The 23722-nt window shown below is 66.2% G+C and carries 20 protein-coding genes and 1 riboswitch; of the genes, 6 read left to right on the top strand and 14 right to left on the bottom strand.

Annotated features, from left to right (window positions below; translation table 11 throughout):
• Window positions 1-225: 225 nt before the first annotated feature.
• Both CF70_RS25930 and CF70_RS25925 read right to left on the bottom strand, forming a co-directional pair.
• Window positions 226-873: a hypothetical protein gene (locus CF70_RS25930; protein WP_035871563.1), complete on the bottom strand. Its 648-nt coding sequence runs from the start codon at window positions 871-873 to the stop codon at window positions 226-228.
• A gap of 133 nt (window positions 874-1006) precedes the next feature.
• Complete coding sequence (locus CF70_RS25925; protein ID WP_235185215.1) at window positions 1007-1771, bottom strand: Crp/Fnr family transcriptional regulator; 765 nt, start codon at window positions 1769-1771, stop codon at window positions 1007-1009.
• A 159-nt stretch (window positions 1772-1930) separates the two neighbouring features.
• Here CF70_RS25925 and CF70_RS25920 point away from each other — a divergent pair, with 159 nt between their 5' ends.
• Window positions 1931-3568, top strand: coding sequence for an acyl-CoA synthetase (locus tag CF70_RS25920; protein ID WP_035871559.1), 1638 nt, complete (start codon window positions 1931-1933; stop codon window positions 3566-3568).
• Window positions 3569-4040: 472 nt separating this feature from the next.
• On the opposite strand, the gene CF70_RS25910 is transcribed toward CF70_RS25920, so the two are convergent.
• The 4 genes from CF70_RS25910 to CF70_RS25895 all read right to left on the bottom strand — a co-directional run bounded on the left by CF70_RS25910 (window position 4041) and on the right by CF70_RS25895 (window position 9208).
• A complete protein-coding gene (locus tag CF70_RS25910) occupies window positions 4041-5225 on the bottom strand; it encodes a M20 aminoacylase family protein (protein ID WP_035871553.1) in 1185 nt (394 codons plus the stop codon).
• A gap of 63 nt (window positions 5226-5288) precedes the next feature.
• Window positions 5289-6596 carry an MFS transporter gene (locus CF70_RS25905; RefSeq protein WP_035871545.1) on the bottom strand — a complete coding sequence of 436 codons (1308 nt, stop codon included), beginning with the start codon at window positions 6594-6596 and terminating at the stop codon, window positions 5289-5291.
• Window positions 6597-6864: 268 nt separating this feature from the next.
• Window positions 6865-7788, bottom strand: a complete 924-nt coding sequence (locus CF70_RS25900; protein ID WP_035871542.1) for a LysR substrate-binding domain-containing protein — start codon at window positions 7786-7788, stop codon at window positions 6865-6867.
• Between the two features lie 97 nt (window positions 7789-7885).
• Window positions 7886-9208, bottom strand: a complete 1323-nt coding sequence (locus tag CF70_RS25895) for a D-amino acid dehydrogenase (protein WP_035871539.1) — start codon at window positions 9206-9208, stop codon at window positions 7886-7888.
• A 48-nt stretch (window positions 9209-9256) separates the two neighbouring features.
• A riboswitch (glycine riboswitch) is annotated at window positions 9257-9383 on the bottom strand.
• A 250-nt stretch (window positions 9384-9633) separates the two neighbouring features.
• Between CF70_RS25895 and CF70_RS35300 the strand changes: the two genes are divergently transcribed.
• The gene (locus tag CF70_RS35300; RefSeq protein WP_255350699.1) at window positions 9634-10191 is read left to right on the top strand and encodes a Bug family tripartite tricarboxylate transporter substrate binding protein; all 558 of its coding nucleotides are present in this window, start codon (window positions 9634-9636) and stop codon (window positions 10189-10191) included.
• 770 nt (window positions 10192-10961) lie between these two features.
• On the opposite strand, the gene CF70_RS25885 is transcribed toward CF70_RS35300, so the two are convergent.
• The 3 genes from CF70_RS25885 to CF70_RS25875 form a co-directional block, all read right to left on the bottom strand.
• On the bottom strand, window positions 10962-11405 hold the full coding sequence (locus tag CF70_RS25885) for a GNAT family N-acetyltransferase (protein ID WP_035871537.1): 444 nt from the start codon (window positions 11403-11405) through the stop codon (window positions 10962-10964).
• A 314-nt stretch (window positions 11406-11719) separates the two neighbouring features.
• Window positions 11720-12256, bottom strand: a complete 537-nt coding sequence (locus CF70_RS25880; protein ID WP_035871531.1) for a cytochrome b/b6 domain-containing protein — start codon at window positions 12254-12256, stop codon at window positions 11720-11722.
• Between the two features lie 23 nt (window positions 12257-12279).
• Window positions 12280-12546 carry a PepSY domain-containing protein gene (locus CF70_RS25875; protein WP_035871528.1) on the bottom strand — a complete coding sequence of 89 codons (267 nt, stop codon included), beginning with the start codon at window positions 12544-12546 and terminating at the stop codon, window positions 12280-12282.
• A gap of 291 nt (window positions 12547-12837) precedes the next feature.
• Between CF70_RS25875 and hfq the strand changes: the two genes are divergently transcribed.
• Window positions 12838-13221 (top strand): RNA chaperone Hfq, encoded by a 384-nt coding sequence (hfq, locus tag CF70_RS25870; protein WP_035871525.1) that lies wholly within the window; start codon window positions 12838-12840, stop codon window positions 13219-13221.
• 287 nt (window positions 13222-13508) lie between these two features.
• Here hfq and CF70_RS25865 read toward each other — a convergent pair whose 3' ends face one another.
• The 4 genes from CF70_RS25865 to CF70_RS25850 form a co-directional block, all read right to left on the bottom strand.
• Window positions 13509-13913: an FKBP-type peptidyl-prolyl cis-trans isomerase gene (locus CF70_RS25865; RefSeq protein ID WP_035871523.1), complete on the bottom strand. Its 405-nt coding sequence runs from the start codon at window positions 13911-13913 to the stop codon at window positions 13509-13511.
• Window positions 13914-14180: 267 nt separating this feature from the next.
• On the bottom strand, window positions 14181-15626 hold the full coding sequence (locus tag CF70_RS25860) for a short-chain fatty acid transporter (protein WP_035871520.1): 1446 nt from the start codon (window positions 15624-15626) through the stop codon (window positions 14181-14183).
• Between the two features lie 10 nt (window positions 15627-15636).
• On the bottom strand, window positions 15637-16602 hold the full coding sequence (locus tag CF70_RS25855; protein ID WP_035871518.1) for an ornithine cyclodeaminase family protein: 966 nt from the start codon (window positions 16600-16602) through the stop codon (window positions 15637-15639).
• 47 nt (window positions 16603-16649) lie between these two features.
• On the bottom strand, window positions 16650-20081 hold the full coding sequence (locus CF70_RS25850; RefSeq protein ID WP_035871515.1) for a molybdopterin-dependent oxidoreductase: 3432 nt from the start codon (window positions 20079-20081) through the stop codon (window positions 16650-16652).
• A 95-nt stretch (window positions 20082-20176) separates the two neighbouring features.
• Between CF70_RS25850 and CF70_RS25845 the strand changes: the two genes are divergently transcribed.
• Together CF70_RS25845 and CF70_RS25840 are read left to right on the top strand one after the other, a co-directional pair.
• Window positions 20177-21094, top strand: coding sequence for a LysR family transcriptional regulator (locus CF70_RS25845; RefSeq protein ID WP_035871513.1), 918 nt, complete (start codon window positions 20177-20179; stop codon window positions 21092-21094).
• A 204-nt stretch (window positions 21095-21298) separates the two neighbouring features.
• Entirely contained in the window at window positions 21299-22531 is a 1233-nt protein-coding gene (locus CF70_RS25840) for a bifunctional alpha/beta hydrolase/OsmC family protein (protein WP_035871511.1), read from the top strand.
• A gap of 40 nt (window positions 22532-22571) precedes the next feature.
• Here the strand turns inward: CF70_RS25840 and CF70_RS25835 are convergent, their stop codons facing one another.
• Window positions 22572-22973 (bottom strand): OsmC family protein, encoded by a 402-nt coding sequence (locus tag CF70_RS25835; protein ID WP_035871509.1) that lies wholly within the window; start codon window positions 22971-22973, stop codon window positions 22572-22574.
• Window positions 22974-23141: 168 nt separating this feature from the next.
• Here CF70_RS25835 and CF70_RS25830 point away from each other — a divergent pair.
• On the top strand, window positions 23142-23722 hold a 581-nt coding region (locus CF70_RS25830), incomplete at its 3' end, for a VTT domain-containing protein (RefSeq protein ID WP_035871504.1).

Here is a 23722-nt window from a genome sequence, read left to right as displayed (position 1 = left end):
ACCCAAGATCGCGTGCGCCTCGCAACGGACCGGCTGGCAACGGTTTGCGCGTCTCCCGGGCCTTGCTGTTCTTTTGCCGCCACCAGTCGGGCAAGGGCACGATGTTCACGGCCCCGCACATGCCGGGCACTATGGACCGCAGGCAAGCCAGTGCTTTTTACAAACGCCGCAGGTTTTTTACAAGCGACGTGAAGGCCGCAATGAGGTGAAACCGGACGCGGTCCTTCAGGCCGCCAGCGTGAATGCCGGACGCAGTCCGGCAGGGGCAGCCTGGCTGTTTCTGTCCGCCAGCAAGCTCAGGGCGGAGGGGCCTAGCGTGTTGGCGCAGGCGGCCCTTAACGCAGCAACGCCCGCCAGTCCCACTTGCCTGGCCAGCCACTCGGGGGGTGCGTCCTTGTCCATCGCGAGCAGGTAGATCGTATGCGCTACCCGCTGCTCGCGCAGCAGGGTGCGCAGCGATTCGCCTTCCGCGAACAGGCGTGCGCGTACCAGGCGCGGCGTGGCCTGCCAGCGCTCGGCCACCAGTGCTGCATTCCAGGCCAGCCGGGGGTGTTCGAACATCTCGCGGGCGAGGGCGCGCGACCAGTATTTCTGGCTGGGGTATGTGCCGCCCGGCGTGGCGGCCAGCGTCATGCGCGGGCAGGCGTCGTCCGGCACCGCGCGCAGCGCGATCACCGCGCTGCGCCCGGGTGCCGGCAGCAAATCGCAATCGAAATATGAGAAGGCAGGGACCACGAACGGATTCCCCGGCCACACCTCGCGCCGCGCGTTGGCGTCGCGCAGCCGCGCGCTGCCTCGCAGGGCGTCGACGCGCACCGCGAAGGGAAAGCGCAAGCGGGACAGGCGCAGATCGGTTCTGCTGACGAGGGCCATGCGAAGTTCAGGAGGGTCCGGCTGGCAGGCCACGCGCGGGGCGCGAAGCCGAACTCGCATTGTACGGGTTCGCAAGGCCAGTGGCTTCCGGGATGGCAAAGGAAGGATTCATCGGCCTCGTTGGCGACATTGGCTACAGTTCGGACAAGCCAAAGTGACGCAGGCGCTCAAGATCCGTCACCCGGATGCTCTGGTACGACAGGTCCACCATGCCCTCCGACGCCAACCGCCGCAGTGCCTGGTTGACCCGCTGGCGGGAAAGTCCGGTCAGCAGGCCAATCTCCTCCTGGGATAGCTCCAGCACCTCGCTGGTACGCGGATACAGCGCGGGATGGAACAACTGGGCCACCGCTTGCGCCACGCGCGCATCGACGCTCAGCAGGCGCTCGTTTTGCACGGTGGCGATGAACTGGCCCATGCGTTCGTTGAGCTGGCGCACCACGAAGCTGGCAAAAGGCAGGCTCTCGGCCAGCAAGGTGTGGAATACGGTGTCCGGCACCAGCGCCACGCGCGAGTCGCGGATGGCGATCACATCGTATCTCCGTGCTTCGCGCTTGATCACGCTGCCTTCTCCGCACCAGCCGCCCGCCGGCACGCCCGAGAAGGTGCAGCCGCGCCCGTCCTGCGTGTAGACCGCGAGCTTGATCAGGCCACGCTCCACCCCGATCCAGTAGCGCGAAGGCTCGCCGCGATGCGCCACGAAGGCGCCCGCGGCAAAGTCCTGCACGACCAGTTGCCGCGCCGCCAGTGCCTGATGGCCGGGCGCGAGCGCGGCGAACCATTCATGTTCCGAGAGCAGGGCGGCATGGCCGGTGCACTGCGGGGATGCTGGCGGCTGTGTGGCGGCTGCAGAGGGGGGTGTGAGCGCTTGGGGTGTGGCTGATGGCGGGCTGGACATGATTTCGGCTTGGCCCGGCGCGGGCATTGTCATCCGGACGACAGAGCTTCGTCGTGTGCGATGATAGCCTTGCACAGCGAAAAGTAACAGCGACCGGCAGCGCGTGGTTCATCCTGTGGAAGGGAACCGGCCCCGCCGGCGCATGCGGAGACTACAGCAATGCCAAGCGATTTCGATACCGGCCTGGGCAAGAACCCGGCCAACCACGTTCCCCTGACACCGGTCGACTACCTGGTGCGCGCCGCCGAAGTCTATGGCGATCGCCTGGCCATCGTGCACGGCCCGGTGCGCCAGAACTGGCGCGAGACCTACGCGCGCGCGCGGCGTCTGGCCAGCGCGCTGGCGAATCTGGGCGTGGGCAAGGGCGATACCGTTGCCGCCTTGCTGCCCAACACGCCCGCCATGGTGGAGGCGCATTTCGGCGTGCCGATGGCCGGGGCGGTGCTCAATGCGCTGAATATCCGGCTGGATGCCGCCAACCTGATCTTCATGTTGCGCCATGGCGAGGCCAGGGTGCTGCTGGCCGACACCGAGTTTGCCGACCTGGCGCGGCAGATCGCCAACGAGATCCCGGGGCTGAAGGTAGTCGCCGTGGTGGACGCACTGGGCCCGCAGGACGCGCAGCCCTTCGGCGAGACCGACTACGAAAGCCTGCTGGCCTCCGGCGATCCCGCATTCGACTGGCAGATGCCCGCCGACGAGTGGGATGCGATCGCGCTCAACTACACCTCGGGCACCACCGGGGACCCCAAGGGCGTGGTCTACCACCATCGTGGCGCGGCCATCAACGCCATCTCCAACATCCTTGAGTGGGACCTGCCCAAGCACGCGGTGTACCTCTGGACGCTGCCGATGTTCCACTGCAACGGCTGGTGCTTCCCGTGGACCATCGCGGCGCGCGCCGGGGTCAATGTGTGCCTGCGCAAGTTCGAGCCCAAGCTGGTATTCGACCTGATGCGCGACGAAGGCGTGACCCACTACTGCGCCGCGCCCATCGTGCATACCGCGCTGGTCAACGCCCCGCCGGCCTGGCGCGAAGGGCTGCGCGGCCCGGTGCGCGGCATGGTGGCGGGCGCGCCGCCGCCGGCCGCGGTGCTGGCGCAGATGGAGGAAATGGGCTTCGAGCTGACCCATGTCTATGGCCTGACCGAGACCTACGGCCCGGCCGCGGTGTGCGCCGAGCAGGACGACTGGGCTGGCTTGTCCCAGGAGGAGCGCGCCACCAAGAAGGCACGGCAGGGCGTGCGCTACCACCTGCAGGCCGAGGTGGCGGTGCTGGATCCGGATTCGATGCAACCGGTCGCCGCCGACGGCGAGGAGATCGGCGAGATCATGTTCCGCGGCAATATCTGCATGAAGGGCTACCTGAAGAACGAAAAGGCCACCCGCGAGGCCTTCGCCGGCGGCTGGTTCCATACCGGCGACCTGGGCGTGTGCACGCCGGACGGCTACGTCAAGATCAAGGATCGCAGCAAGGACATCATCATCTCCGGCGGCGAGAACATCTCCAGCGTGGAGGTGGAGGACGCGCTCTACCGCCATCCCGCCGTGCTGGCGGTCGCGGTGGTGGCCCAGCCGGACGCGAAATGGGGCGAGACGCCCTGCGCGTTTGTCGAACTCAAGGACGGCGCCAGCGCCACCGCGGAGGACCTGATCGCGCACTGCCGCACCTTGCTGGCGGGCTTCAAGGTGCCAAAGGCGGTGTACTTCGGGCCGCTGCCCAAGACCTCGACGGGCAAGATCCAGAAGTTCGAACTGCGCAAGAAGGTCAAGTCGGATACGGCGATCGACGTGTAGGGCCTCGGACGAAGCCGTCAGGTGCGCCAACGCCGTCTGCAATGACGGCTACTACCTTCTCTCTCCGCACGGGGGGAGGGGGTGGTTTAGCTGGGAGCCACGGGAAGCGAAGCCAGTGGATATTTCCAGCATGGCGCGCCTTCGTTCGCTATGGGAGTTTGGCCCGTATCCAATCCCAACGGGTTGGCGGCAATGCCACATAGCCCTCCGGGGCACGCGCCCCGATGTCATGCTGCACAATGTCGTGAAACCAAAGTAGGCGCGGAACATCGGGATCAAGGTACGTTCGCTCTGCTGGCAAAGCGAGTCGGTGAGTTGTTATCCGTGCGTACTGGGGCGTGTCCCTTGGTGCGGGGTCGCCTTGCATGCCCATAAGCTGCAGCGCAATGATGTCGTTCTCGCTCACGATTTCGCTAGTGCCCCCTGGATCGGCGTACCCACCTGCAGGCAGCACGCCGGCCATGTCGCACTCTCAGGCGTGCAGATGGCCTTCGGCCAGCGCCACCCAACACGCCGCGCCAAGCGGAATCAACTGGTCGTTGAAGTCGTAGCCGTCGTTGTGAATCGAGCAGCCGACCCATTCGCCGGTGCCATTGCCCAGCGCGAAGTAGCAGCCCGGCATCTTCTCCAGCATCCACGCGAAATCCTCACTGCCCATCTGCATAGACGGCGGCACCTGGATGACCTTGTCGCTGCCCAGCACGCTGGCCACGGCCTGCCGTGCGATGGCGGTTTCTTCCGCGGTATTGCAGATCGCGGGCGCCAGGCGCTCATAGGCGATGTCTACCGTCACGCCGCACGAGGCGGCCTGATGCGTCACCACCTCGCGGATGCGGGTCTCCAGCAGGTCTCGCACCTCTGCCACGGTGGCGCGCACGCTCAGCTTCAGCGTTGCGGTCTCCGGGATGATGTTGTAGGTGCTGCCGGCTTCCATCTGTCCCACGCTGATCACGGCGGCATCGACCGGCGCCACATTGCGCGCCACGATGCTTTGCAGCGCCACCACGGTAGAGGCCAGCGCCAGCGTGGGATCGGCGGCGCGGTGGGGCATGGCGCCATGGCCGCCTTTGCCGCGGAAGGTGATCGTGGCGCGGTCCGACGAGCCACCCATCGGGCCGCTCTGTACCACCGCCATGCCCACCGGCAGGCCGGGCGCATTGTGGAAGGCGTAGATCGCATCGCAGGGGAAACGCTCGAACAGGCCGTCGTTCATCATGGCGAGCGCGCCGGTCATGCCTTCCTCATCCGGCTGGAAGATCAGGTTGAGCGTGCCGTCGAAGTTGCGCGTGGCGGCCAGGTACTCGGCGGCCGCCAGCAGCGTGGCGGTGTGGCCGTCGTGGCCGCAGGCGTGCATGCGGCCGGCCACCTGGCTGGCATAGGGCAGGCCGGTGCGCTCCTGCAACGGCAGCGCGTCCATGTCGGCACGGATACCGATGCTGCGCGTGCCGTTGCCCACCTTCAATTGCGCCACCAGCCCGTGGCCGCCGACGGTGTGCACGGCATAGCCCCACTCGCGCAGCAGGGCAGCGGCCATCCCGGCGGTGCACGGCACGTCGGCTCCAAGCTCGGGATGCGCGTGGATGCGGTGGCGCAGTTCGGCGAAGCGCGCGGCGGATTCGTTCAGGGCGGACGGGACATTGCCTGGGGTCTGGGTCATGACAGTGCGATCCTGGATAGTGCTGCGGAATAGGGAAAGGGGGAAAGACGATCCTGGCGCGCGTCAGTCGCGGCCCGGGTGGCTGGGGAACAGCGCCAGCGCGCTCAGGCTGATGCACGCCGAGGCAAGCAGGTACCAGGCCGGCGCCATGCTGCTGCCGGTAGCGGCGATCAGCCAGGTGACGATCAGCGGGGCGAAGCCGCCGAACACGGTCACGCCAAGGCTGTACATCACCGACATGCCGGTGGCGCGATGGTGGCGCGGCAGCGCCTCCATCATCAGCGCGGCGCCCGCGCCGCTGCCGACCGACATCAGCGCCACGGCGCCGCCGATCAGCGCCATGGTGATCGGCAGGGCCGGCCCCGACGAAAGCAGCATGAAGTTGGGATACACCAGGGCCAGCGATGCCAGCCCGCCGGCAAACAGCAGGGGCTTGCGGCGCGGCAGCCGGTCGGCCAGCAGGCCGAACAAGGGCGCCACCACCAGCATGGCGAGGCCGGCCATGCACGCCGCCAGGAACGCGGTGACGGGCGGCATGTGCAGCGTGTTCACCAGGTAGGTGGGCATGTAGAACACCATGATGTACATCGACGAGGTGGAGCCGGTCATCAGCAGCATGCCCAGCAGCAGCGTGCGGCCATGCTCGCGGAACACCGCGCCGATGCCGCCGTGCTGCCCGCCTTCATGCGTTTCCTGCAGATGGCGGCGGATATACATGCCCACGGGCGCGATCAGCAGGCCCAGCAGGAACGGCAGGCGCCAGCCCCAGTCATGCATGGCTTCCGGGCTGAGCAGGGCCGATACCGCGGCGCCGGTCAGCGCGCCAAGCAGCGCGGCGCCGCCTTGGGTGGCGGCCTGCCAGCTCACGAGGAAGCAGCGGTTGCGCTTGCTTGCCGACTCCAGCAGCAAGGCCGATGCCGCGCCGACCTCGCCGCCCGCCGACAAGCCTTGCAGCAAGCGGCCGAGCACGACCAGCACGGTCGCTGTCACGCCGATGCTGGCGTGGGTCGGCGTGAACGCGATCAGCGCCGTGCCCGCGGTCATCAGCGCAATGGTCAGCGTGAGCGCGGTCTTGCGCCCGCGCCGGTCAGCCAGGCTACCGATCAGCACCGCGCCGAGCGGACGCATCACAAAACCGGCGCCAAACGTGGCAAAGGACAGCAACAGCGAAGCCAGCGGGCTGCTCGACGGAAAGAACAGCTTTCCGATGGTGGCGGCGAAGAAGCTGTAGACGGTGAAGTCGTAGATCTCCAGCCCGTTTCCGATCGCGGCGGCGACGATGGCGCGGCGCGAATGCGGGCGGGCCGCGGTGGGGGCGGCGGTGGATGCCGTGCCGGCGGGGCTGGATAGCGCGGTAGGCGCGTGGGTCATGCTTTCCTCCTCGGGTGGGATTGGCTCGGGACGGCTGCCGCGCGGCGCCGTCTCTACTGGTGTGCTGGCATGGTAAGAGCGAGGCGCCGGATAAGCACTTCGCTTTTTTTCATGGGTATGAGGATCGGGAATAGGCGGGAATAGGCGGGAACAAGCGGGCATGGGCGCCAGCCATCGGGAATGGCGGGCGATGCTCAAAGCGGGGGGGGAGGGGTGCCGCGTAAGTCGGCGGCCGCGCGTCCATGCAACGGCGCAGGCGCAGGCCAGTTCAGGGGGCGGCCGCGCCGCCCGGTGCCGGGGAGTCGCCGGAAAGCGCTTCCAGCATGGCATCGTGCAGGCGAGCCGCGGCCCAGGTCAGTACGTGCCGGTCGCGCGTGACCAGGGAGATGGTGCGCTCGGGCACCGGCTCTTCCACCTCGATGAAGTCCATATTGTCCGTAACGAACTTGCTGCCGCGCGATTCGCTGGAAAGCAGGATCAGGGTATCCGCCTTCCAGCATAGTTCCAGCGCCAGCCCCATGGAGGTGCACTCGATTACCCGCGCGGGAGGCGCCAGGTCATTGCCCGCGAACAATTGATGAAAAGGCGAGCTGGTGTCGGAGAGCGGGTCCAGCACCAGCCAGTCAGCCTGCTGCAGCACGCGCACCGACCGGGCCGCGCGCAGCGGATGCCCGCGCCGCGCGGCAATGATGGTCGGCAGGCGGCAGGCCTGGGTGCAATCCAATCCGCGGTCCGCCGGCAGCAGTTGGGACGTCACCGCAAAGTCCATGGTGCCCTCGCGCAGGTGCTCCAGCAACTGCGTCGGCCGCATCTCCTGCACGCGCAGGCGGGCGTTGGGAAACTCGCGCCGGAAGGTACTCAGGCAGGCCGCCATCGGCCGCATCACCGCCGTGACCGGCGTGACGCCAACCGTGATCTCGCTGACCACGCTGCCCATCATGTCTTCCAGGTCCTCCCGCGCGCGCCGCACGTTCTCGCTGATCAGCCGGGCATGCGTGACCAGCCGCTGGCCATGGGGGGTGAGCCGCACGCCCTTGCTGGAACGCACGAACAAGGTGGCGCCGACGCTGCTCTCCAGTTCCTTGATGGCCTTGCTCAGCGCGGGCTGCGTCAGGTGAAGGAGGCGCGAGGCTTCCTGGATGCTGCCGGTGTCGGCGATGGCGGCCAGGGCGCGCAACTGGTTAAGCTTCATGGGGAGCCTGCGGAGTCGTGGACGCACATGGTAAAGGCAAAGCGCCCGGCGCAGATGGCCGGGCGCAGGGCGCGGTAATGCGCGCCGCAGTTCGCGCTCAGTGGGCCGTTGCGCTGGCGGGGTTTGCCGCCATGGCAAGCGCGCGTGGACCCTTGTGCGCCGGCAGCTCGCCACTGAAGGCAAAGTCCACTTCCGGCACATAACCGCTGATGATGTCGGCAATGGCGCGGCCCGAGCCGCAGCCGTGCGTCCAGCCCAGCGTGCCGTGGCCGGTGTTGAGGTAGAGGCCGTCGATCCCGCTGGCACCGATATACGGCACGTTGCCCGGCGTGGCGGGGCGCAGGCCCGTCCAGAAGCGCGCCAGCTCGGGACGGCTCATGCCTGGGAACACGTCCAGCGTCCGTTTGACGATGGCGTCGCAGCGCACCGGGTTCAGGTCCATCGCATAGCCGTTGAGCTCGGCGGTGCCTGCCACGCGCAGGCGGTCGCCAAAGCGCGAGAACACCAGCTTGTACTCGTCATCGGTCAGGCTCACGCTGGGCGCGCGCGCGGGGTCGAGTACCGGCAGCGTCACCGAGTAGCCCTTGGCCGGATAGATATCCAGCTTCACCCCCAGCGGGCGCGCCAGCATCGGGCTGAAGCTGCCCAGCGCAAGCACATAGGCATCGGCGCTTTCGATCTGGTAGCCGCCGGTTTCATCGGCGATCTCCACGCCGCGCATCCTGCCGCCATCGGCGTGCAGGCGCTGCACACGCACGCCGTAGCGGAAACGCACACCAAGCGCCTCGCACTTGGCCGCCAGCTCGGTGGTGAAGCGGTGCACGTCGCCGGATTCGTCCTCGCTGGTATAGGTGGCGCCAGCCAGGCGCGGCGCGATATTGGACAGCGCCGGTTCCAGGCGTACGACTTCGTCCGGCCCGATCACGCGGCGCTCGCAGCCCAGTTCGCGCATGATGCGCGCCGGCTCGATGGCCGCGTCGAACTCCTTCTGGCTGGTGTAGAAATGCAGGATGCCGCGCGTCAGGTGGTCGTACTCGATGCCGGTTTCCTCGCGCAGGGCCTGCAGGCTGGCGCGGCTGTATGTGCCTAGGTTGAGCAACTGGATCATATTGTGGGTGGAGCGCTTAGCCGTGCACTCGCGCAGGAACTTCAGGCCCCACGACCATTGCGCCGGGTCGGCGCGCAGGCGGAACAGCAGGGGCGCATCCTCCCGGCCCAGCCAGCGCAGCATCTTCAGCGGAGCGGCCGGGTTGGCCCACGGCTCGGCATGGCTGACCGAGATCTGGCCGCCGTTGCCAAAACTGGTTTCCCGGGCGGCGCCCGCGTTGCGCTCCAGCACCACCACTTCATGCCCGGCCTTGGCCAGGTACCACGCAGAAGCGACGCCGATCACGCCGGCTCCCATCACGATGACTTTCATTCTTCAGGCTCCGGACAGCAAAAAGGGGCAGACAGGCAATCTGGCCTGTCTGCCCCCACTGTCCTTTTGCCTGAGAGATTCGCCGCACCCACCACGGGTGCCGGCTTGCCCCTTCGGCGGCCGCATGCCGCGCCACGCTTGGTGGTCCGGTCCGGCGCTCTCCAGTTTTATCGGTTTCCAGTCTTCTGCACCTGAGCGTTTCAGGGGTACGCCTTCGGTAGAAGCGCCCGACCTGCTATGGCGGGGGGCGCCTCGTTCTCCTGGAAGCCGCACCATAGCACGCGTGGCCGGGAGACTGCAAGGGCGAGGTAGTGGGCGTCGGGCCCGCCCCACCGATGTAGCAGCGTTTGCAGCATCGCCTTCTGGCGTCGCCGATTCTTTAACGTTTGCACAATGAAGCGGAAAGGTCCACGTCGGGTCGCAGCGTGACCTGCGGATACACGTTGTACCTGGCAACTAGCTCGACCAACGCGGCGAGTGCCCACCTATGTAAGAGGACGGGCTTCGAACCCATCAAGGATTTCACCACGGTCGCGTCCGTGGCTGCCATCCCCAGCATTCTGCTTGTGCCTGCGGTATCGCCATTCAAGTCGCCGAAAGACATCGTCAATGCTGCCAAAGCAAAACCAGGAAAGCTCTCCTATGGTTCGGGCGGCATTGGAGCATCGGCTCACTTGGCAGGTGAACTGTTCAAGTCCATTGCCGGCATCGACGTCATCCACGTGCCCTACAAAGGTAGTGGCCCAGCCATCTCTGATGTCATGGCCGGACAGCTCTCATATATGTTCGACACCGGGGCCGTCCCATACATCCGAGGTGGAAAAGTCCGCGCTATCGCGGTCGCTGCGGAGAGGCGTCTTCGATTGTTCCCCGAGGCCGCGACCTTCACCGAACGCGGCATCAAGGGTATGCAGATGAGCGCGTGGTATGGCCTCGCGGCACCATCGCTTACTGCCCGGGCGACGACAAAGAAAGCGAACTGACTCAGCTCCAGTCGGTCAGCGCCAGAACGTCAGCGCCCCTGTCGAGAATCGCGGCCCGCTGGAGCAAGTCGCCAGGTTCACAGAGCGCAACACAAGTGCCGGCCAGGGTCATCCTTGCCTGAGCAGTTGCTCGCAGGCTTGCCGCTTCCTGGCGCAGGGCCTTGATGCCGGCCGAGACGGTCCAGCGAGTCCTTCTCCCACTGCCAGCGCCGGGTAGCGACGCGTCGTTCGTGGCCATGGGAGAAGCGAGAGCTTGATGCATATTGACCTTGAAATATTGCTATGCCTCGTTTCGCTTGGCGGTATCTCGCGAACGGGCGTTCATTTTTTGTTTTGGCAAACATGCCAGAGTCTTGCTGGCCGGTAGCGGCGGTGAACTCGCCGATGGCGCTGCAAATAACCGCTCGCGTATTTAACTGGACCTAGATGACAATTTGGAGTCAGGTGAGTGCCGAGAAAGACGGATATCAGTGGGGCGCGGGTTAACCTTAACGCTGTGTCATGGCGACTTGCCGACCACCTGCCATGCCATGGGTGGTGAGGGTCACAATGGCCAAGAGATAAGCTGGAAAAATCTGTTTAATTCTCAGATTAAGAATTATTCATTCTGCATGGGCTGGCGATAGAGTCCTGCTGCCACCGTGTCACCAGTTTCCGGTGACGTGGGTCTTTTTGTGCACGAACGTGCACTGGATTTCTTCTGGCGGCAAGCGCTTACAGGGCCATTAAGCGAGGCAAGGGCGTTCACGCGTCAGGCGCGCTTCGCATGCCTACTTGAGCTCACAGTGCATGCATAGCGCTGAGCTTTGTGCAGCATTGCGGAACTCCCGTGAGGCCTGGACTTCTGACGGCGCTTTATCGAAAGGGATGTGGCAGAAACCCCAGCGCGCGAAATAGGCGGGAGCCGATGCGGACAAGAGAAAAGCATGTCGGAGTTCAGTGCCGCGGGCGCGCACGAGAAGCTTTTCTACGAGGCGGCTCGCGACACCCCTATCTCGATAGCCGGACTCCACTGCCACGGACCGGATGATAATTGAGTGTCCACGGCGCTCCGCTGCAGCACAGCCAACGATACGACCGTCGCAAAGCGCAATCTGAAAGCTGTCGAGAATCTCCGTTACGTCCTCCGTGGCGAGGCCGCATCTTGCCAGCAACGAAGTCATCGGCTCGATGTCGACTTGGGACGCCGAACGGAGATAGACGTGGGTAAGCATGAAACAGTCTCCGGTCAGTGCTCGATGAGGCTGCCGGGCAGCTCTGGCACTTTGTTGATGCCGCGTGTCAGCACCCACTGCTGATACGAAGCAACTAGTTGCGGGATGCTACCAGCTTGAACGTTCTCGTGACAAGCCCGAGGAAACTCCAATTTGTATCACTGTGTGATATATGCGTTGTCGGCGCGCGCAGACAGGAGGCTGGCAGAATTGCCGCTCTCCTGGAAGCCGCGCATTGGTGCTGGCTAAGCCGAATCGCAATGGCTGGCGGGAGACCCGTATCGGGACAATGCTCGCATGCTGCCGCGGCACCTTCAAGTGCCGCCATCGCGCCGCTTGTTTCCGGTCAGCATGGCGGCGATGAGATTCTCCTTGTGAGCCATGCTCATCGCGACGGCGGCAATGAGGTGTATGACGATCAGCACCATCAGGGCGTCCGCCAGCAACTCATGCACGTCCTTCGGTCCATCCTCGCCCCAGAAGGCGTCCAGCCTCGACATCCAGCCCGTCACGGCGAGCGCGATGATGATGGCCCACATGGTGATCATCATCATCGCGCCGAGCGGCGTGTGGCTCAGATACCGGGGCGGGCGGTGTGCAATCAGTGCCTTGAGGTAGGCCAGGAGGCGGGAGGGCGTGGGCAGCCACGCGGAAAACCTGGCAGGCTCGCTGCCGATGAAACCCCACAGGATCCGGAACAGCACCAGTCCGGCGGCAACATAGCCGACGGCGCGGTGTGACGGGCCGCCGGAGTCCTCGACCAAGTCCCGCAGCACAAGCGCAGCCACGCTCCAGTGCGTCAGGCGCACGGCAATATCCCAAACGCGAATCGACGCAGCGCCGGTCATCATGGCGTGCCCGTCCGAGACTGCCGTTACTTCTCGATTTCCGATTTCACGACATCGAGGGTCTTGGTGTCATAGTAGATCTCGGCCTTCTTGCCTTCCTTCGTCGTGCCGTAGATCTCGTAGCAGTTTCCGTCCACCTTGAACTTCTTGATGGTGTAGCCCTGCGCTTCGATCCTGGCCCTGGCGTCGGCTTCCTTCATCCATTCGGCCTTGGGATGGGCGGCGCACTTGGCACCAGCGATTGCTCCCGTTGAGAACACGCCAGCGAGCAGGAACAGGCAAATACGCTGCATGGAAAGCCTCCGCTTAGTCATATGTGACAGCGAAGCATAGACAAACAGGTAACGATTCGCAATACGGATTTGCCCCTGCCGCCGCGCGGGCAGCGTATCGGTTTCAGGGGGACTGATCGGCTTGCGCTAGAATGGCTAATGCAGGCCAGGATGGCGCGGCGCCATTCCGGCGTGCGCGGCACATGGCGCATGTGCGTGCAAGCACCGATGTGGTGCGCCGGCGCCGGCCAGGCAACGCCGCAGTAGCCCAAGTTTCCCGCAGCGCTTCGCCTGCCCCATTTTTGAATTCACATGCAGCTCGACGATACCAACCCGCAAAACTCCTTCCTGAACACAACGCGCAAAGAGCGCAAGCGTGTGCAGGTGTACCTGGTCAGCGGCATCCGGCTCGTCGGCTCGATCGAGTCATTCGACGCCTTCGTGGTGATGCTGAGCACGCCTGGCGGCATGCAGACCATCTACAAGCGAGCCATATCGACCATCCAGCTGGACACCGGCACGCGGCCGCCCGGCGGCGGCGGTGGTGGTGGCGGCGCGCGTGCGCCAGGCAGCGGGCCGCGCATGCCGGGGGTTGGTCCGCGCACGCCACGCGTGACGTCCGACGGCAATACCCAGGCACCCCTTGTGGTGACGCGGAAGCGTCGCTCCATGGCGCCCGGTGGCGGAAACGAATAGGGTTGCCACGCTGCCGCGAAGTCCGTTTTTGCCGGATGCGTTGTTGATCGCCGCGAATTGCTGCGTCAGATAGCTGCTGGTCGAGTTCGTCCTCGCCATGATCGGATCGAGTGGCTCGAACCCGGTCCGACAGCGATGAATCGCCTGGCTCATCCGGCAGCATGTGCTGGCGATGGTCACATCCCGGCCTCTTCACGCTCTTCTCGGGCGACTCGCTCGCAATCGTCAGTTCGTCAGCGCCCCGGCGGGCTTGCCGGGGCCTGGTCAAACGGTGGAACCGCCCTGCGTCAGTTGCCGATGCCGAGCAACTCCACTTCAAAGTTCAGCGTGGCATTCGGCGGGATCGTCCCCGGCACGCCGCGCGCGCCATAGGCGGTCGGGCCCGGGCAGACCAGCTTGGCCTTGCCGCCGACCTGCATCTTCTGCACACCTTCGGTCCAGCAGGGGATGACGCGGTTCAGCGGGAACGAGATCGGCTGGCCGCGCTTGTACGAGCTATCGAACTCGGTGCCGTCGGTCAGCGTGCCGCGGTAGTGCACCTTTACCGTGTCCGACGCCTTCGGCGTGGCGCCGGTGCCCTTGACGATCTGCTCGATGGACATGCCGGACGGCAGGGTTTCCACGGCCGGAGCGGCTGCGTGGGCGACGGAGGCCATTCCCAGGGCGGCAAGTAGCAGGGCAATTTTCTTCATGTGTCAGTTTGCAGAGTGGTGGGGGTGAAGTCCGGGCCGGCAAGGCCGGCCGGAAACCGCCATCTTAAACCGGGATGGCCATCGCAAGCCGCAACCGGGCTGAACCCAGGGGCGCCGGGCGCGATGGCGCCAGCGCCGCCAGACGCCATCGCGAAGCATGGACTCCCCGATGGCCAGACTCAACCGGGCAATGCGCCGGAGGCACCGGAGTATCCGGTTGCACAGGGGCCGCCCCCGGCTCCCGCGGCTTGGCGGAGCCCGTACGCATCAAGGCATCATGGGCGGGCGGTAAGGCAGCGTCGAAGCAAATGCCCAGAGCATGAACAGCACAAGCGGCGTGTGAACCAGCAACTGGGTGAAGGTAAAGCCCACCACGTCCTTGGCCCGGATCCCCAGCACGCCCAGCAGCGGCAGCATCCAGAACGGGTTGATCAGGTTGGGCAGCGCCTCTGCGGCGTTATACACCTGCACCGCCCAGCCCAGGTGGACCTGCAGCGCGTTTGCCGCCTGCATCACGTAGGGCGCTTCGATGACCCATTTGCCGCCGCCCGACGGCACGAAGAAGCCGAGCACGGCGGAGTACACGCCCATCACGGCGGAAAACGATTCCCTGGTGGCGACCGAGACAAAGGCCGACGCCAGGTGGTGGGAAAGGGTCGTGCCGTCTATGCCCGCAGCCTTGGTAAGGATGAATGCGATGCCGCCATATAGCGGAAACTGGATCAGCACGCCGGCGGTGGAGGGCACCGATTTGGCCACGGCGCGCAGGAAGCGCTTGGGCCGCCAGTTCAACAGCATTCCCAGCATGAGGAACAGGAAGTTGTAGGTGTTGAGATTGGAGATCGCGAGGACAGGATCCTTGGTGGTGAACTCGCGGACCAGCCATCCCGCGCCCAGCGCCACGATCAGCAAGGTCAGCAAGGGGCTGTACTCCAGCCATTCGCCGGGACGCGTGGGACGGCCGATGCCATCGCCGGCGTCATCGAGGTCTACGCCCATGTCCTGCGCAGTACGCGCGCGGTCTCCCGCCGGTGCGGAGAAATATGCCACCAGCAATGACGCAACGATCAGCACCGCCGTCATCGCCATCGACTGCCACAGGAAGATGGTCTGGGAGAAAGGGATCACGCCGGTGATATCGAGCAGGGATTTGGGCAGGCTGGCGGGATTGGCCTGCAACTGCGCGGCGGAAGAACTCAGGCCCAGCGCCCAGGTGGCCCCCATCCCCAGGTAGGCCGCCGCGCTGGCCGCGCGGTAGTCCACGCGCAGGCCGCTGCGCCTTGCGATGGCCCGCACCAGCAGTCCGCTCAGGATCAGGCTGATGGCCCAGTTGAGCAGGGAAGTCAGCAGGCTCACCAGCGCGACGAAGGCGATGGCGCCCCGCGCCGTCCTGGGCAGGGCGGCGAGCCGCCGGATCAGCAGCGAAGCAGGCGGCGAAGCCGCCACCACATACCCGGAGATGGCCACTACCGCCATCTGCATGGTGAACGGGATCAGGCTCCAGAAGCCGTCGCCAAATGCTTGCGCCACGCTTTGCGCCGGCGCGCCGGCCGCCATCGCGCCGATCGCCACGACGATCACCGCGATGGCGGCGAAGATATAGGAATCGGGGAACCAGCGCTCGGACCAGTCGGTGACCTTGACGGCCAGCCGTTCGAGTCCGCCGCGGCCCGGATGGTCCGCCGCGTCCAGCGATAGGGGGGTGCTTTTCATTGCTGTCTCCTTACATTGACATGGCTTCTGCGCTCGGCGTGGCGCCTTGCGAGCCCTTGAATCCTTCATAGGCCATGACGGCCGCCGCGAGATCTTCCAGCGCGGTGCCGACAGCCTTGAAGACGGTGATTTCCGCGTCGTCCACGCGGCCGGGATGGCGCCGCTGGCACAAGTCCGCGAGCGTGGCCCGGATGTCGGCCGCGTCGAGCACGCCGGCCTCGATCGGGTGCAGCAGGTCGCCGGCCTTGAGCACGGCCTCGCCCGTGTCGACGAAGACGGAAGCCGCATCGAAGCAACCGTCGTCGGCCTCGCGCATGGCTGGCGTGAAGCCGCCGATCAGGTCCAGGTGGGTGCCGGGCCGGAGGAACGCGCGATGCACGAGGGGCGCGGTGGAGAGCGTGGCGGCGGTCACGATGTCGGCGTCTTCGCAGGCGGCGGCGATCGTCGGGACAAAGCGCGCGTCGAAACCGTCGGCCTGCAGCCGTGCCACCAGCGCTTCGCCTTGCCGCGCATGGATATCCCAGACGGCAACGCGCCCGATCGGCCTGACGGCGCGATAGGCATGGGGCAGCAGGCTGGCGACCCGGCCTGAGCCGAGCACCAGCATCGACGACGCATCCTTGCGGCTCAGGTACGAGGCCGCCATCGCCGACGCGGCGGCGGTGCGCCTGGACGTGATCTCGTTGCCGTCGATCATGGCCAGCGGCTTGCCGGTGCGCGCGTCGTGCAGCAGGTAGGTCGAGTACAAGCCCGGCAGGCCTTTCGCCGTGTTGCCGGGGTAGATCGTCACGGTCTTCACGCCAAGGTAGCCGCCGGCCCGCCAGGAGGGCATCAGCAGCATGGTTCCGTCCGCATCAATGGCATGGCTGTGGCGCTGCGGGACTTCGCAGCCCCGGATAAACGCCGCGCGCAGCGCGGGCACGAGATTCTCGAACGGCAGCAGGGCACGGGTGGTGTCGGAGTCCAGTATCAACATAGTGGCTTGGGTGGGGGTTGGAATAAGGCAGGCGCCGGCGATCGCGATCACGCATTCAGCACGATGTCGCTGGCCGGAACGGCCTGGCACGCCAGGCACACGCCGGCATCGTCGGGATCCTCGCCGTGCAGGTGCCGGATGCGGCCCGACACGATGGGTACCGCGCAGCTTTCGCACTGGCCGACCCGGCACCCGCTGGGCAATGCCAGGCCGAGTCTTTCGGCGAAGCCCAGCAAAGGCCCGTCCGCCGAGCGCCAGGTGCTGGACATGCCGGACCTGGCGAACACCACGTTGAACTGCTGGCCGGTTCCGGCCACCGTCCGTTCGGGGGAGCGGAACACTTCCCGGAGGATGTCGGAGCGGGGCACGCCGCGGGCAGCCAGCGCATCGGCGAAAGCGCTCATCATCGGCGCGGGGCCGCACATATAGACCAGGGGACGCCGGGCAAGCAGGCGTGCCGGGACATGGTCGGCGCTGACGCGTCCGGCTATGTCGTAGTCGACCCCGGGCACGTCGCATTCCGCCGGACGGTCGTAGAAGTCGACGACTTCCAGCCCCCGGAGGGTTTGCCGTAGTGCCCGGATGCGCGACCGGAATGCATGGGCAAGGCTGTTCTGGTTCGCGTAAAGGAGCAGGATCTTCGGCGGATCGGCGAGGCTGGCCAGCGATTCGAGCAGGCAGACGAACGGCGTGATGCCGATCCCGCCGGCCAGCAGCACCAGCGGCCGCCCGGTATGCAGCGGCATGACAAAGGTGCCGGACGGCGCCCGCAGCCAGACCGTATCGCCGGCCGCAAGGCACAGGTTGATATGCGAGGAGGCGCGCCCGAATACGGTCTCGCCGGTTTCCGACACGCCCACCGCGCGGCGCACGGAGATGGAGTAGCCGCGCCGGTCCGGCACGAGGGCCGGGCCGGTGAGCGAATACGAGCGCACGATCTCCTCGCCGGCGGGTGGCACCGTCAGCCGGATCGTCACATGCTGGCCGGGCTGGAAGTCCGGCAGGCCGCCGCCATCGGCGGGTTCCAGAAATACCGACGTGACCTCGCGGGCTTCCTTCACCAGGCTGGCGACGCGGAAGGCGCGATAGCCGTCCCACCTGCGCCGCCCCACATCGACGCCGGGATCGCGCTCCACGTTGCAGCGGTAGCCGCGCAGCGGCACGGAGCCGCTGACGGGGTCGATGCTGTCAGCGGCGATCAGGCCGTTGTAGTTGCTGTTGCCCTGTCCCGAGACAGCCAGCGCGGGTTGCGCAAGTGCATCGCAGCGCTGCCACCAGCCAAACTCGCCGACCACCACGCGCGGATGCAGGCCTTCCCTGACCTTGGCGATGAACCTTGCGCTGCCGACGGCTGTGCTCACCCGGATCGCATCGCCGCTGACTATGCCGCGCGCGGCTGCCAGCGCGGCGGGGATCTCCGCTTCGGGCTGGAGCGCACGGCGCCTGAGCGAGGGCAGGCCGCGATGCTGGCTGTGGCAGTAGTAGCCGCTCTTGGCCGAGGTCAGCACGAACGGGAAGGCGTCGCCCGAAGCGTCCCCCGCATCCACAAGAGACTGGTCCGGGCGTGGCAAGGGCGGATAGCCGTGGCGCAGGAGCTGCTCGGCATACAGCTCCACCAGCCCGGTCGGCGTATTGAAGGCACGATCGCGTGGCCTGCCCGCATACTTGCGTTCCACGTCGGCGACCGGCACGCGGATGCCTTCCGGCTGCTCGCGCAACTTGCCCACCGTCAGGCCGCACGGGGCCAGCATATGATTCCACCCCGCTTCCAGGCTGCCGCCGAAGAAGGCCTCCGACATGCCCAGCCGCACAGCCAGGTCGAACACGATGTCGTTGTCCGCGCGCGATTCGCCGCGCGGCGACACCATGCGCTGGCGCAACTGCACCAGTTGTTCGGCCTCGGCGGAGATCTCGAAGCCGATGCGCAGGCCTTCTCGTTCCCACGGTGTGTTGACCGGCAGCAAGACATCGGCGTAGCGGGCGCTGGGTGTCTCGAACAGGTCGCAATGCACGTAGAAGTCCAGGCTGCGCAGGGCGCGCGCGCCGTCTTCCACGTCTGCCTGCGACAGCAGGGGATTGGTGCCAAAGGCGACCAGGGTGCGCACGGCGTAAGGTTGCGCGTGCAGGATGGCCCGATACAGGTCGCGCGCCGTGACCCATCCTTGCGCAGGCGGGCCGAGCGGCCTCGCCGCATAGCCCAGCGCCTTGCATTTTTGCTCCGGCGGCAAGAGGTTGAAGCTGCTGACGGGGTTGTACGGCGGCTTTTGATAAATGCGATTGCCGCCCTGCTTGTCGAAGCTGCCTGTCAAGGCGTAGAGGCAGGCAATCGCCCGGTCCGTCTGGGTCGCATTGTCATGCTGGCCGACGCCGGACCACGCGTGATAGGCCACGCGCTCAGCCGCGCCGAACAGGCTGGCCGCGTGGCGGATCTCCGCCTCCGCCACCCAGGTGAGTGCCGCGGCAACGTCCGCCGGATAGCGGGCGCATTCGCTTGCGTACAGGTCGAAGGCGGGCCGGCAGGCGAGGGTGGGGGGACCCGGCCTGTTGGCATTGCCCACTTCGAACGTCCCCCGCAGCGCGACCTGCTCGAAATCCCGCCCGGCCAGCGCCGATGACGGCCGGACTTGTCCGGCGCAGGCATCCCAAACCAGGCAGGCCTCGCCATCGGCGAGCCCCACGTCGCGGCCCCGCAGCAAGCGCCCGTTGTCGTTGCGGACCAGCAAGGGGCCGTTGGTCCATTGGCGCACGAAGGCGAGATCGAACGCATTCGCCTCGATCAGCAGGTTGGCGATTGCCATGGCGAGCACGGCATCCGTTCCCGGCCGCACGCGCAGCCATTGATCCGCCTGGCCGGCCAGCGCCGTTTCCCTGGGGTCCACCACCAGCAGCTTGGCGCCGGAGGCCCTGCCGGCGCCAATCGCCTCGGCCTGCGCCAGCCAGGTGTTGGTCGGGTTATGGCCCCACAGCACGATGAGGTTGGCATTGCGGTAGTCCGCGGTCGGCATGCCGCAGCCGAAAGTGAAAGCGTGCGCGTAGTCCTTGTGCCAGTTGCAGATTTCCGTGGCGTAGCAGGTGTTGGGGCTGCCGAATAGCCGGATAAACCGCTCGATCCAGTCGATGCTGTCGGACAGCGGCGTGCCGCTCGGCGTGGTGACGGCAAACGCAACTGACTCGGCGCCGCCGTCGTGCCGGGCCTGGAGCATCCGCCGCGCCACTTCGGACAAGGCCTCTTCCCACGAAATGCGTTGCCAGCCGGGATCCGCATCGGTCTTGGGGTTGGTCCGCCGCATCGGATAAAGGAGGCGGTCCGCGCTGTGGACCAGTTCCGGCGCCGATTTGCCCTTCATGCACATCGCCTTGCCCGTGGGGTGCGAGGTGTCGGGGCGGACTTCGATCAGCGCATCATTCGCCACCACGTTCACCGTGCCGCATCGTGAGCGGCACAACGTGCAGTAGCCGCGCTTGTCTTCCTTTGTCATGGGTGTCACCGCATCTTGTCTCCTGACCGGATGCTAGCTAGCATGTGGAGGTATTTCTAATTCATAATTTCGACACAGTAATATCGTAAAAATCGATGATCCCGACTTTGAAGCAAATGCAGCATTTCGTGGCCATCGCGGAGACCGGGCAGGTGTCGCGTGCCGCACTTCGCTGCCATGTGTCGCAGTCGTCGATGACGGCATCCTTGAAGGCGCTGGAGGAAGCGGTGGGCGCTCAGTTGTTCACGCGCCATGCCGGCGGCGTCCGCCTGACCGACGCCGGCACGCGCTTTCTCCGGCATGCGCAGCAGATCGAGGATGCCGTGCTGGACGCGGTGGAAGCCGTGAGCGTGGCCCCGGTGGAGATCGCCGGCACGGTGCGCGTGGGTGTGACAGAGACCATCACGGCCTATGTGCTGCCCGGCTTGCTGGCGTCGATCGAGCGAAAGTTTCCCGGGCTCCGGCTGGAAGTGCTCGAGCGGGAGCGGCATGACATCGAACGCGGCGTCCTGGCCGGCGAGATCGATATTGCCTTGCTGCTGGTCTCGAACCTGCCCGGTCTCGACCACGTCGCTTGCGAAACGCTGCTGCGCTCGCCGCGGCAGCTATGGGGCCATCCCGAACATCCGCTGATGATGGCGGACCGCATCGGCCTGGCGGACGTGGCAAGGCACGACTACATCCTGCTCGACATGGACGAGCATATCGCCACCGTCGGCAAGTACTGGGGGCAATATGGCCTGGCGCCGCAGGTGCGCTACCAGAGCTGCTCGATCGAGGCGGTGCGCAGCCTGGTCGCGGCCGGGCGCGGCATCGCTATCCTGTCCGATCTGGTTTACCGGCCTTGGTCGCTCGAAGGGCAGCGGATCGTGCGGCGCGCGATTGCCGACAAGGTACCGTCGATGGATGTTGGCCTGGTATGGAAACGCGAGCCCGCCACGCCAGGCAATGTGGTGGCGCTGGCCGACTACCTGCGCAGTGCGTTGAAGGGCAGGGACAAGGCGCGTGCCTGAGGGAGGCGAGCAGGAGATCCGATCGATCTGCCCACCCCGCGCGGGGCGCATTGCATTTTGTACATCGGAAAGCCGGACGCTGGCAAGCCTCCACAAGGCTGTTGTGCGTTGTGCGCCGACGGTCATGCGGCGCCAGTGGCACCCGGCGGCAAACTTGGCTAGAGTGGGAACCTCATACAGCTTGCGTCATGCATGAGGACATCAATGGAAGCACAGCGCCTGCAGTTCCCGGGAAGTGACGGCCAGCAACTCTCCGCGCGGCTGGACTTGCCCGTTGGCCCGGTCCGGACCTTTGCCTTGTTCGCCCATTGCTTCACATGCGGCAAGGACGTGCTGGCGGCGACGCGCATCGCGCAGGCGCTGACCGCACACGGCATCGCTGTCCTGCGCTTCGATTTCACCGGTCTTGGCGGCAGCGGCGGCGACTTCGCCAATACCAATTTCTCGTCCAATGTGGCCGACCTGCTGGCGGCGGCGGCCTATCTCCGGCAACATCACCGCGCGCCAGCCCTGCTGATCGGCCATAGCCTGGGCGGCGCGGCCATTCTCAGCGCCGCGCTCGGCATCCCCGAGGCCAAGGCGGTTGTCGCCATTGCCGCGCCAAGCGATCCCAGCCATGTCGTCGGCCTGTTCAAGGACCAGGCTGCGCGCATCGAAGCCGACGGCGAGGCCGAGGTCAGTCTCGCCGGGCGCCCGTTCAGGATCAAGCGGCAGTTCATCGAGGATGTGGCCGAGCAGAAACTGCTCGACGGCGTGGCCAGGCTGCGCAAGGCCTTGCTGGTCATGCACGCGCCGCAGGACGATACGGTTGGCATCGACAACGCCACGCAGATCTTCATCGCCGCGAAGCATCCCAAGAGCTTTGTCTCGCTGGATCGCGCCGATCACCTGCTGACGCGCAAGGAAGATGCCGTCTACGTGGCCAACACGATTGCCGCGTGGAGCCAGCGCTACCTGGATATCAAGGTGGAAGAGGTGCCGGCCGCCGTGGCAGAAGAGGGGCTGGTGCGCGTGGAGGAAAGCCACGCCGGCAAGTACCAGCAGCGCATCACCGCCGGGCCGCATCACCTGCTTGCCGACGAGCCGGTATCTTTCGGCGGGCTTAATGGCGGGCCGGCGCCTTACGACCTGCTGCTGGCCGCGCTTGGCGCGTGCACGGCCATGACGATGCGCATGTACGCGGAGCGCAAGGGCTTCCCGCTCGAACACGTGGCCGTGTCCCTGCGCCACGAGAAGATCCACGCGGCCGATTGCGCGGAGTGCTCGACCACCGAAGGCAAGATCGACTGGATCGAACGGGAGATCACCATGCGCGGTCCGCTGGACGAGGCCCAGCGCGCCGCGTTGCTGGAGATTGCGGATAAATGCCCGGTGCACCGGACGCTGCACTCGGAGGTGATGGTGCGGACGCACGAGGCGGAGACTGCGGCCGGCTAGGCAGCGAGGGGGCGGCCCGTGCGGCCGCTCCTTTCGGCCCTCAGAGGAGGGTGGTCTCGATCCGCGATGCCGCCTTCAGGAACAGCGTCACCGGCGTACGCTCGCAGATCTCGGCGAGCCGCTTGCGTTCGGCCTCGCCCAGTTCTGCGCCGCTCACCCGGACTTCACGCCGGATGAAGCGCGCCTCGTCCTTGCCCTGGAAGACGGCGGTGACTTCCACGTCCGCCACGGGCCATTGTTTGCGCTGCATATACATCTTCAGCGTGATGGCCGTGCACGATACCAGCCCGGATAGCACGAAGGCGAAGGGCGGCGGACCCTGGTCGGTGCCGCCCAGCCCGGCGGATTCGTCGCCGACGAGTGCGTGGCTGCCAGCCTGGAGGTGAACGAGGTAGTTGGCGTCGGCCGGGCCGATCCTGGCGGTGGCTTGCGAGCTTGACATGGCATTTCCAAGGGTTGGTTGAGCGGATATTACGCAGATGCGGGCGCGAGGGAAAGGACCGGGCCGGCGCAGGCGAATTCGCTTGCCGATGTAGCGCCGCCCGGACGGGCTACCCGCCGGCCAGCCCACGCCTACACTGTAAGCACAGCTTTGAGAGTCGGGGCGAGCATGAATTCAACGCAAATATTGCCGTTGCTGCTGCATTTCGATCAGTATCTCGGTCCCGCCATCGCGCAGTATGGCCTCCTGGTCTACGGCATCCTGTTCGCCATCGTGTTCTGCGAGATAGGCCTGTTGCCGCTGTTCTTCCTGCCGGGCGATCCGCTGCTGTTTATCTGCGGCGCGTTCTGCGCCTCGGGGGCGTTGAGGCTGTGGGTGCTCCTGCCGTTGCTGCTGATCGCCGCGGTCACTGGCAGCCTGCTGAACTATGCCATCGGCAAAAGCATCGGGACGCGCGTGTTTGCCGGCGGCTACCGCTGGATCAACCAGGACGCACTGCGCAAGACGCAGGCCTTCTGTCGGCGGCATGGCGGCCTGGCCCTGCTGCTGTCGCCCTTCGTCGCTGTGGTGCGTACCTTCGCGCCCTTTGTCGCGGGCGTGTCCGACATGCCGGTAGTGCGCTTTGTGCTGGCGGCTGGCGCCGGTGCGGCGGTGTGGGTGATCTCGCTGCTGGTCGGCGGCTATCTCTTTGGCAATGTGCCGCTGGTGCGCGACCATATGAGCGCCATCGTGCTGCTTGGTCTCGCGCT

Source organism: Cupriavidus sp. SK-3, assembly GCF_000611145.1.
In the GTDB taxonomy this organism is placed as follows: domain Bacteria; phylum Pseudomonadota; class Gammaproteobacteria; order Burkholderiales; family Burkholderiaceae; genus Cupriavidus.
The sequence above is the reverse complement of the archived record's forward strand: the minus strand, read 5'-3'. Positions and strand labels throughout refer to the sequence as shown.